The organism is Myroides sp. LJL116, from assembly GCF_054871685.1.
In genome coordinates this window covers 1-11,150 of the sequence record NZ_JBTXLR010000030.1, presented here as the reverse complement: position 1 = coordinate 11,150, position 11,150 = coordinate 1, and the positions used below count along the sequence as shown (strand labels likewise).

Below are 11,150 nucleotides of genomic sequence, written 5' to 3'. Positions count from 1 at the left end.
CAGGATCAAACTCTTCATCGTATATTTTTTATATCTTAAATTAGATATATAAATCAAATCTTGCGATTTGCCTTACTCTTTGTTAAATTTTGCTGTCAATCCAATATGTCTATGAACGTGTCTTCAATGTTGCGCTTGTTTCTCAAAGCGGTTGCAAAAGTAATACTTTATTTTAAACTACCAAAGAAATTTCAAAAATTTTATTTTTTTTAATTTCTTGCCAGCCCTCGTATTTCCTAAAGCGGACTACAAAGATACCACCTTATTTCTTCATTATCCAAATTTATTTTTCTTAAAATTTCTTTAATGTTTTTAAAAGGTAACTTTACTTCTTTTTGTGTAAGATCGTCTTGCTTAATGCGGGTGCAAAAGTAGAAACTTATTGTTTACTTCCAAACTTTATGCATGCTTTTTTTCATTCTTTTTTCAATAAAAAAACTAACTACTTTAAACTAAGCACAATAAAGCAATTGTTTTTTTCCTTGTCAAATACAGGGATAGAAACGTATTCTAATCACAAACCTTCTATTATATATAAAGGGAGTACCTTTAACAAGATACTCCCTATATACATATATATGTTATTACAAACCTCAGCTCTTAAGAATATAAATCACAAACTACAAAGTAGCTTGCCTTTATCAAAAAAACTTAAGACTTGAATTTATCTAAAAAACTATTTAATTCCTTAGAAAAAGTATCATTAGCTCTATTTACAATTACATCAACATCATCAATAATTAAAATAGGCTTTAATTTAGCATCATTACGCAGCCAATCTAAATACTCCTTATTGAACTCCGTTGCTACATACTCTCCTTCTTCCTCTAGAATTTCTCTATCTGAAAAACTAAATTCATCTTCAAAGATAGACGGCTCTACATCGTAAGCAGCAATTTGCAATAATTCTTTTAGATTACTAGCAACAGGAAAAACTCCACCTTCATCGCCAAACACAACTATTGGCATTTGATCCAAGTTTTTCTCATTTGAATCTTTGATCCAGAAAGCGTATACACTTCCATTACTATCTGCTTCTGCAAATGGGATAAATGAATTAACAAATTCCGTCTCATTAGAAAAAGACTCGATTAATTCAGGGTCCTCATCAATTAAATAAATTGCATTTGAATAATAAGAAGGAATAGTTTCAGATAATTGAAACTCTAACAAACTTTTTAAATCCTTTGGTATAGAATACCCTTTAAATAATGCAGTAAATTCTTCTTTTACCATTGTGTTGTTCATTTTGGCCAAATAAAGGCTTTATAATTTTAAATTTAACAAAGTATTTTACTCATTAGCAAAGTGCTAATGCATATTCTTTATTATAAAGATATAATAAAATGTTTAAAAAACATAGCTTTATCCACAAAGGGATTTTTTATTTTATCGACTACTAAAGTACGATACAATAATAATAAAAAAAACAAAGATTAGAAAAATCTACTATTTGTTTTTCTTATTCTTTGTTGTTTATTTACAAGCTTACCTCTTACAGTCATAACCAACTGTAAAACAAATATCTAACTTTTTAAAAACACTACAAAATGCTGCAAAAAAATCATCTCTATTTAGCTTGTGCTCTAATAACCAATGAATTTAATGAAATGCTTATTGTCAAAAAGCTAAAAACCAACGTATTTATCATGCCAGGAGGTAAAATAGAGCAGCAAGAAACTCCAACACAGGCATTAAAAAGAGAAATAGCAGAAGAACTTAACTTGCAAATTGATGTTTCTAAGATGCATTTTTTATCTAAGCATACTGCCATTGCAGCCAATGAAAAAAACACCCTAGTTACAGCATGCGTTTATCATATAAAAATCTCCAAGACAACATTACAAGTAGCCAATGAAATTGAGCAAGCAATATGGGTGAATCACCACAACTATCAAAATTACCAATACGCTAACCTTATATCTGAATTCAGCATTCCACTTTGGTTAAAGATGAAATAAAAAAAGCCTCTTACATAAGAGGCTTTTATATTTAGGCTTGTTTTTTAACAAATTTAGTTAGAATGACAATAGTTTGTCCGTCTACTTTTCCTTCGATTTGCTCTACATTATCGTGTACTAAACGAATATTACGAACTGCAGTACCTATTTTTGCATTTAATGAAGATCCTTTTACATCTAAATCTTTGATTAAAGTTACTGTATCTCCAGTTACAAGTATGTTACCATTACAGTCTTTATGCAATTCAATAGATCCATCTCCTGTATGGTCTCCACTTAATTTAGCAAATTCCAAAAGTTCTTCATCTAAATAAAGCATATCTAAGCTATCAGCTGCCCAACTCTCGTTTCTAAAACGATTCAACATTCTCCAAGCTACTACTTGCACTGCAGGGAATTCACTCCACATTGATGTAGTTAAACATTGCCAATGAGCGCTATCTAATTCTTGCTTTTTCTCAATTTGTGCTAAACATGTCTCACATGCTAAAATTTCCCTATCTGCTTCATTTGAAGCAGCTGGTGGTACTTCATATACTTTTAACTGTTCTACTGAGTCACACAATTCACATTTGTTACCACTTCTTGCTCTTAATTCTGCTTCCGTCTTCATATTTTCAATTAAATAGATAATAATTTTGTAAATATAACCCTAAATTATCATTCTTAAAAGGCTTTAGCCTGACTAAAATACATTAACCTTAGAATTAGATATAGCAATAAGCTTAAAGGGTCTTAACGAAAGTATAAAAATAAAAAAAAAGTATGAAACACTGGGTTCCATACCTTTTTTAATTGCATTAAGCTTTAACAGATTGTTACAAATTAATATAATATTTTTAAATTAACAAAATATAAAGTAATAAAATAAAGCATTATTTGATTATAATTAAGTTTTTAACATCAATCAAAGATATAGCAAATACATTTAAATAAATAACACTACTTAACTCATAGTTTTACAAATTATAGTTCATTAACTCCTTTACTACCTAAGGTTTTAATACATTTCTATTCTTTTTATTGAAAATACAGAGATAGCCACTTATCTTTGATTGCTTTGGTAGGGATTACTTCCTATACAATAAAATAAAAGAGCGCCTAATATAAAAAGCAATATTTCCTTTTATAAAACTACTATATTAGAAGTATATTTACTTAAAGTTTACTCCAATAAGTCTGCTTATAAAATAGATAGAACTTATAAGTAGACATTAACTAAAAAGCTTAAAACATACTCTACCTTATGAAAACACACCTACCGCGTATAGCAGTAAGCATCCTGTTTTTCTTTTTTGGTGGGATTTCAGCCTCTTGGGCCTCTAGAATCCCAACTATAAAAGACTACTTTTTAGTAAATGACTCTGCTTGGGGATTTGTATTGCTATATATTTCCATTGGTACTCTAATTTCATTGCCTTTTGCTGGGAGGATCATACAATTTATTGGCAGTAAAAAAGCTACCTGTACTTTTTTAATTACTTACTTCATTCTCTTAATAGGAATTGGCTATTGGGGTGAATTATGGCAACTCAAAGTAAATCTAGTTTTCTTTGGTATCTGTAGTAATCTAACCAACATCGCAATCAATACACAAGCAATCAATGTTTCTAAAAGTTATAAAGGACAAATAATTGGTTCTTTCCATGGTGCATGGAGTATTGGAGGTTTTGCTGCTTCATGGTTTGGCGCAGAGATGATTAGTAATTACATCCCACCTATAGAACACTTTAGCTACTTTTCTACCCTAGGAATAGTTATAACCCTTTTATTTACCCATTTCTTAATTAAAGATAATCCTATAAGTACAAGCCAAAAAGCTGTAGAAAAAGATAAAACAACTAAAAATAGAAAACTTCAGCTTCCAGATAAAAATTTAGCCCTTTTAGGATTACTATGCTTCTTTGCAATGGTTGCAGAAGGTACAATGACAGATTGGTCAAGTGAATATATGAAGCATATTGTCTTAGCTCCAATAGAGCTGGTAGGATATGGTTTAACTGCTTATATGTTTACCATGGCAAGTGGAAGATTCCTTTCTGATTATACGGTTAGAAAATTTGGAGAACAAAAAACACTGTTCTTCTGTGGACTCTTAGTTTTCATAGGATTATCCTCTAGTGTTCTTTTCCCAGGTGTCTATACTACTATTGCCTCTTTTATGTTAGTGGGATTAGGTGTTTCAGCAATTGTACCAATGGCTTATAACCTTGCAGGAAATAGCACAAAAACTTCACCTCAACAAGCATTAACTTTAGTAACAAGTATAGGTTTTGTAGGTTTTTTCTTAGGTCCACCAGTTATTGGATTTATTGCACAAGTTTCTTCTTTAAGGCTTGCCTTTGGAATCATTGCCATCTTTGGTATTGCCATCACACTAATTAGTAGATACATCCAAGTAGACTCAAAAGAAATAACCCTAGAATAACAAGGCTTACTTATAAATAATAAAGGCACCTTTTTTAAAAAAGGTGCCTTTATTATTTTATGTTTTAGTAAAATATTACTTTGTTTATTGTGAATCAACACCTGTGCTAAGACTATCTTACCAAAGTAGAGTATAATTTCTGTAGAAAAAAAACACTATCATTATACCTATAAATAGATAAGCAGACCAAGAAGGAATAGAATATTTTGCTAAAAACACTTTGTTCTTAACTACATAAACCTCCATAAGTGCGACATACAAAAAACCCAGTACAGTGATGTACATAAAAATAAGTGGATTGAATTGCCATGCTTGCCTAATATTACCTTTAATCAAACTAGACAAAGCTCTTTGAGCTCCACAACCAGGACATTGTAAATTTGTCTTTTTATAAAAACTGCATTCCACTGCAAAACCTTTATCCAAAAAATAAAAGATATAAATTGCACCAAGCAGAAGTACTATCAATAGGTAACCTAAACGCAATAGTGTATTTCTCACAAACTACTGGTATTGTCCTTGTTCAATCGCAGTTTTAAATTCCTCTATAAAAATTTCAATCCCTCCTGCTTGTTGGATCGTGTAAAAAGCATAAGCATAAGTAGCAAGACCAATTACAAAGGCAATTAATGCCAATATTTTTGCCGTCTTAGCAGCAGACAAACTTCCTGCGTAATCTCCTTTATTATACTTAGAAGTGGATTGACTAGACATTACTATGGCGATAATACCGATAATAAAACCAGTACACCAAACAGAGCACAAACTAAAAATAGTTGCGATAATAGAAAGAGCCATATGATTGTTTGGCTTCTCTCTTAATTCTTCAATAGAGTTAAATTTACTTTGATCCATAACATATTTTTATACCAATATATAAATAATTCCGCGTATTTTATAACAATAGATTTCTCTTTTTTACTTTTAATTCTCTTTTATTATGGTACTTACCCCTTGTTCGTCTTTTCTTACAGTTAAAGAAACTGGAATAAGATCTTGTAATTCATCTACGTGAGAAATAATTCCTACAATTCTATTTTCTTTCTGTAAGTTTTGTAAAGTTTCGAAAACGGTTTGTACTGATTCGCTATCCTGGGTCCCAAACCCTTCATCAATAAAAAAGAAATTCTTATTACTTTTTGATAAACTTTGTACACTCTCGGCTAAAGCCAAAGCTAAAGAAAGAGATACTTGGAAAACCTGTCCTCCTGAAAGTGTTTTTACACTTCTTGGTTTACCATCATTTAAGTAATCAATAATTTCAAAATCATTGGCTTCATTTAGCTGCAAGCTTAATTGATTATTAGTTAAACGATGAAAACGAACATTGGCCATATTACATAAGTTCTTTAAATATATACTAGAAACATAATTGACAAAACCAGCTCCTTTAAACATATTATCCAATACTTGTATGTTTTTAATACGACTACCCAATGCTTCAAATTTATCTACCAATTGGATTTTCACAGCATATTGTTGTTCCAATCTAGTTTTCTCAGCCTTTAGAATAGTTACATAAGCTACCTTATCTTTCAAATTACTATCCAGTTCCAAGACTTGCTTTTCCATCTGCAGAAAAGCTTGTAAATCAAATTGATCTTTAGGCATTTTTTTCTTTAAAGCCTCAATGCGATCTTTCAGGACCTGTATCGTTAATTCAAATTGTTGAATACCCTCTCTAAGAGCTTTCACATCTAATTTCCAACTTAGAACTTCTTTAACTTGAGAAATGTTTTCTAAATGGTTCTTTTCTAACTTTTGGGTTAACTCTTGGTTATATTGATTTAATCTGCTTTCTAGAGCTTGAACATCCTTTTGTAGGGATTCTACTTGTGTATTAATTGCAGTTAACTCCATCGAAATATTCTTAGACTCTAAGGTAAGCTCATTGAATGTCTTATTAACCTGCTCAATCTTATCGCTTTTACTCTTGAGTAATTCCTCTAACCTTAGGCTAGAATATTCTGCGAAATCTTCTACTTTTAATGTACTTAACTGTTCTTTTTTAGAATTAATTTCACTACTCACTTGTGTGTAGCTCACTTCTATTTTAGTTAAGAGCTCCACAAAACGATCCACCGTTTCTTTAGCTTTTTCGCCTTGGCTTAAAAGTTCTTTAAGTTTTGCCTCTAAGGCAAGTATTTCCTGTTGTTCTTTACTTGATTTATGTTTTAAAGCAACAAAACTATCCACATCAGAAGGACAAATAGTATTCCATAGATACCCCTTTTGTAATCTCTCTAACTCTTTATCAATTTCAAGTAAAGAAGATTTCTCCTGTTTCACTGTCTGTAAGACAAGTTCTCTCTTACTTAGTAAAGCCTGTATTTTACTCTGCTTCTCCATTAAAAGAGCACTTTGCTCTTGGAGTTGAGAGATTTCAAGTTCAATATGTTGTCCTTGAGCGAATATATCTTTGTTTGAAGAGTCTAAAATACTAGGATGCTCTAAAGATCCACATAAAGGGCATGGCGATCCATCAGACAATTCGTTGGCATACATTTGCAACTTCTGAGCAACTTTTACATGTGCTAGTTGATCTTGCTTGCTTTTCAATTGGATCTCAATTTGATTCTTTTGAGCCTCTAAAACTTGTTTCCAATCCATTAAGGCAGGGTTGATTTGCAACTCTGCTAATTCTATATCAATGCCTTTTACTTGCGTGTCAAGATTAGAGATTTTATTTAATAATTCTGGTTTTCTATCCCTTGTGTGTTTAAAGGAAGTAAACCAGTTCTCCATCTCCAATAAAACACTAGCATCTATAAGAGATTTTTTACGCAATTCTAAAGTAGATAATTGCTTACTATATAACTCTCTTAATCCTTGAAGCTCTACTTTTGCTTGATTTATTTGTCCTTTACCATTCTCCATGCGAGTTAGCAAAGAGTTTTTCTGCTCTAAAGAACTAGATATCTTTTGAATTAAGTCTAGTTCAAATAACTCCTGTTTGAGTAAATCTACCTTCTCAAACTCTTTAGATGCAATACTTAATTGTTGTTCAATCTTAGAGGACTTCTCCTTGATTTGAACCGATGTATCCGTGGCTTGTTTTAAAGCAGCATTTTTTTGCTCAAAAGAGCTAGACTCTAATTCTACTTGGGATAATAAAAGCCCAAAATCACTGGATAAATCTTCAAAAAGAACAAGGTCTTTTTTTTGTTTAGAAATAGATGGCTGTTGCTTTTCTAGCTCTACCATAGATTCTAAATTCTTCTCCAACTCGACAATATCAGATTGTATTGCTTTTAAATGCTGATATATATTATGCTGAGTGGTATATTCTTTGGTTAACTTTTCTACTAGTAAGTCCTCTTGCTTTACTAAAACTTCCTTTTCTTTAATAAGTTGAGGGGTAATGGAAGTATATCCCGATAGCTCCCCACTTAAAGTATCGTACTGGCTTTTTGACTCCACATACATTTTTTTCACCTTTGCACTTAGATCAAAACGGTCTAAGCCAAAGATTTCCTGCATCATTTTGGTTCTATCCTTGCCACCTAGTTCTATAAACTCTTTGAACTTTCCTTGAGGAATAATGATAGTACGCTTGAAGTTTTCATAACTAAGACCTATTACCTGGGCAATATCTAAACTAGGTTGTGGAACCCAAGAATCCTCTTCCCATTTATATAGGATTGCCTCTACCCTTTTTACATCTTCAAATCGTTTAGCATTTCGTTTGAAACTTCTATAAATTCGATATTTTTGGTCATTAAAATTATAAAAATCAAATTCAATCACACTGTGATTGGAACGAAGGTTCATCATATTATAAGCACGATTATCCCTAGCATTCAAACGTTCACTCTCTCCATACAATCCAAATGTAATTGCCTCAATAATAGAAGATTTACCAGAACCTACTTTTCCAAAGATTCCAAAAAGCCCACTTTGAGTCAATTCAGTAAAATCGATAACTTGAGCATCTTGGTAAGAGTATATTCCCTGTAGAGTTAATTTAATTGGTATCATACACTAATTTAAAGTTTCATTAAAAAGTTCTAGTATTTCTTGATTTGGAGTTTGTCCATTGTATTTTTGCTTGAAGTAATCTTCAAAGAGCCCTTGGATATCTTGGTCTAAGTTAACGGTAGAATGCTGTACATCACTTTGGGCTACATTAGTAGTTATCTGAGGAATAATGGTAATTATTCCATCATGTGCTTGATAAAGTCTCTTGATATCATCCGCCTTTAAAAACTCATCACTTACTAAGGTTAACTCTACTAAATGGTAAGGATTAAGTTGTAACCATTCAATGGCTTGGTCTACTTGGTTAAATTTAACCCTAGATAACTTTCTCCCACTTTCTAGCTTTAATTTTTGATAGCAAATAGGTTGATTAGCATTAGCCTCTAAAAGAAGAACAAATTTTTCTTGTCCTGCCTCACTAAAACTATAAGGCAATGGACTTCCACTATATACAACTGGCTTTTCTAAAGAGCCTAATTGCCAGCATTTATGTAAATGTCCTAAAGCGGTGTACTGTATTTCATTAGGTATAATGTCCGTATAAATTAAGTCTGCATTCCCAACTTTAAGGGCTTTTTCCCCATCTGGTTCTTCAAGTACCTGAGCATTCTTCTGCAGCATATAAAGGTGAGTAACTAATAAATTAACCCCCTTATTATCGCAGTATAAAGAAGCTAAGTTCTGCCAATTCTCTTTTAAAACTTCATTTAAAGCAGCCGCCTTATCATTAGAATCTAAGGCTTTTTTAAGTCTGATTTCATTGGCATAAGGCGTATGAATAATACGTAAAGCAGTAGGGTTGTTATGTAATTTAATTTCCATAAAACCATGATCACTTTTGGTAATCTCAAATCCCTCTGGAGTTTTAAAAACAGGAACCTTTGCATTGGGCAAGCCTATAAAAATAATACCACATTCTCTAGCTAATGGATCCGGGGCATCTATTCTCTCCGGGGAATCATGATTTCCAGCTATAGCAATCACAGGTCTTTTACCATTATTGGTTAATGCTTTTAATGTTTTATAGAATAAATCAATAGCATCTACTCCTGGATTAAATGCGTCAAATAGATCTCCAGCAATTACAACAACATCTGCCTTGTGTTCATTTGTTAACTCTACTATTTCTTGTAATACTTCTATTTGCTCTTCAATGCGGCTAAAATTATCTAACCTTTTACCCAAATGCCAATCTGCAGTATGTAATATTTTTAAAGCCATTTGCTATTTTATTTTGTATTGTTACAGGATAAAATTAGTCTATATGTAAAAGCATTTGGTTATGCCTCTATCATCTTGCTAAAATATCCTTTGTACTAACTTTATTAATCGATGTATTTATCTGCCGAGGCAATATATCCTACTATAAGTAAAACAACCATTGCCAATAAAAGGAATACGAAAGAATAATTCCAAGAACCACTCCAGTCGTATAATCCTCCAAAAACAGGGGGACCAAAAGCAGCAATAGTATACCCCAAAGCTTGTGCCATGGCAGATAGTTTAGCAGCCTGCTGTGCACTTTTTGTTCTCAAAACAAACAAAATCATACATAAGCTAAAAGCTAAACCACTTCCTAATCCAATTAAGATACAACAAATAACAATGTACTTGGTTTGCCATATTAGTATCCCACTTAGACCACTTATAATTAAAAGAGCCACACAAATTGCTAAAGCTTTTTGATTAGGCAACTTGCTTGCAATGATTGCTCCTAAAAAAGTCATGGGTAATTGCGCAAACTGTACATAGGATAAAACCCATCCAGAATCAACAATACTCATCCCCCAACTTTGGGTAACTTTAGGTAGCCATGCTGCTATACAGTAAAAAAGTAAAGATTGTAACCCCATAAAAAGAGTTACACACCAAGCCAATTTACTCTTGTATATATTTGTAGTATCCTGAACTTGTTGAATTTTACTTGACCCAACAAGACTTCGCTTTTTCAAAGTAGGTAACCAAACAAGAATACTTACAATAGCCAATAGAACCCATACCCCTATAGATCCTCTCCATCCCAATTCGGTGGCTTGACCTAAATATATACTAAAACCAGCTGCTAAAGCTGCTACTAAATTCATCGATGCGGAATAAATACCAGTCATTAACCCTACTTTCTTTGGAAAATTAACCTTGATATAAGCTGGCATAAGTACATTTCCAACCGTTATGGCAATACCAATTAATGCCGCACCTAAAAACAAGGTAACTACCCCATCTATAGGCCTAATAGCCAATCCAACACTAAGTAAAACTAAGGAGCATAATAAAACATAGGACATCCCAAATGTCTTAGATACTTTAGGAACTAAAGCCGATAAAAAGGCGAAGCAAATCAAAGGAATAGTCGTTAAAAGACCTGCTAGAGAATTAGACAAGGAGAATTCATCACTTATTTCTCCAATCACTGGTCCAACACAAGTCAGAGGAGCACGAAGATTTGAGGCAATAAAAATAACTCCTAAAAACATGAAAACCTTTTTAAAGGAAGATAACTCTACGTTTTTTGAGTTAGAATCTTGGTACATTTACTTTATAATTTAAATTAAAGCCAAAGGTAGTGCCTTATTTTAAATCCAAAAAAATAAAGTAAATCTAAATACAAGCCAATTTGGCATCTTTACCTACTGTATTATGTAGAAGGATAAAAAATAAAGGGGCTGTCTCTAAAGAAAAAGAGACAGCCCTATTTTTTTGCATTTTACTTCTGTGTGATTTTCGGTATTTTTCTAAATATGCGAAGCTCAGACATTGGAAAAATATATTTTCAGTTTTTTTGT

9 protein-coding genes are annotated in these 11,150 nt (G+C 32.1%); 2 read left to right on the top strand and 7 right to left on the bottom strand.

What is annotated here, in order from left to right:
* Positions 1-651: 651 nt before the first annotated feature.
* Complete coding sequence (locus ACYSNM_RS13405; RefSeq protein WP_461757385.1) at positions 652-1,236, bottom strand: SMI1/KNR4 family protein; 585 nt, start codon at positions 1,234-1,236, stop codon at positions 652-654.
* A 314-nt stretch (positions 1,237-1,550) separates the two neighbouring features.
* Here ACYSNM_RS13405 and ACYSNM_RS13400 point away from each other — a divergent pair, with 314 nt between their 5' ends.
* The gene (locus ACYSNM_RS13400; RefSeq protein WP_461757384.1) at positions 1,551-1,961 is read left to right on the top strand and encodes an NUDIX hydrolase; all 411 of its coding nucleotides are present in this window, start codon (positions 1,551-1,553) and stop codon (positions 1,959-1,961) included.
* A 31-nt stretch (positions 1,962-1,992) separates the two neighbouring features.
* On the opposite strand, the gene ACYSNM_RS13395 is transcribed toward ACYSNM_RS13400, so the two are convergent.
* Positions 1,993-2,574 (bottom strand): PhnA domain-containing protein, encoded by a 582-nt coding sequence (locus ACYSNM_RS13395; protein WP_461757383.1) that lies wholly within the window; start codon positions 2,572-2,574, stop codon positions 1,993-1,995.
* Between the two features lie 633 nt (positions 2,575-3,207).
* On the opposite strand from ACYSNM_RS13395, the gene ACYSNM_RS13390 reads away from it, so the two are divergent.
* Positions 3,208-4,389 carry an MFS transporter gene (locus ACYSNM_RS13390; RefSeq protein WP_461757382.1) on the top strand — a complete coding sequence of 394 codons (1,182 nt, stop codon included), beginning with the start codon at positions 3,208-3,210 and terminating at the stop codon, positions 4,387-4,389.
* Between the two features lie 117 nt (positions 4,390-4,506).
* Here ACYSNM_RS13390 and ACYSNM_RS13385 read toward each other — a convergent pair whose 3' ends face one another.
* From ACYSNM_RS13385 to ACYSNM_RS13365, 5 genes are all read right to left on the bottom strand, one after another.
* A complete protein-coding gene (locus ACYSNM_RS13385; RefSeq protein ID WP_461757381.1) occupies positions 4,507-4,890 on the bottom strand; it encodes a DUF2752 domain-containing protein in 384 nt (127 codons plus the stop codon).
* 3 nt (positions 4,891-4,893) lie between these two features.
* Positions 4,894-5,244, bottom strand: coding sequence for a CD225/dispanin family protein (locus ACYSNM_RS13380; protein WP_461757380.1), 351 nt, complete (start codon positions 5,242-5,244; stop codon positions 4,894-4,896).
* A gap of 69 nt (positions 5,245-5,313) precedes the next feature.
* On the bottom strand, positions 5,314-8,367 hold the full coding sequence (locus ACYSNM_RS13375; protein ID WP_461757379.1) for an AAA family ATPase: 3,054 nt from the start codon (positions 8,365-8,367) through the stop codon (positions 5,314-5,316).
* Between the two features lie 3 nt (positions 8,368-8,370).
* Positions 8,371-9,588 carry a metallophosphoesterase family protein gene (locus tag ACYSNM_RS13370; RefSeq protein ID WP_461757378.1) on the bottom strand — a complete coding sequence of 406 codons (1,218 nt, stop codon included), beginning with the start codon at positions 9,586-9,588 and terminating at the stop codon, positions 8,371-8,373.
* A gap of 104 nt (positions 9,589-9,692) precedes the next feature.
* On the bottom strand, positions 9,693-10,898 hold the full coding sequence (locus ACYSNM_RS13365; protein ID WP_461757377.1) for a CynX/NimT family MFS transporter: 1,206 nt from the start codon (positions 10,896-10,898) through the stop codon (positions 9,693-9,695).
* Between the last annotated feature and the right edge of the window lie 252 nt (positions 10,899-11,150).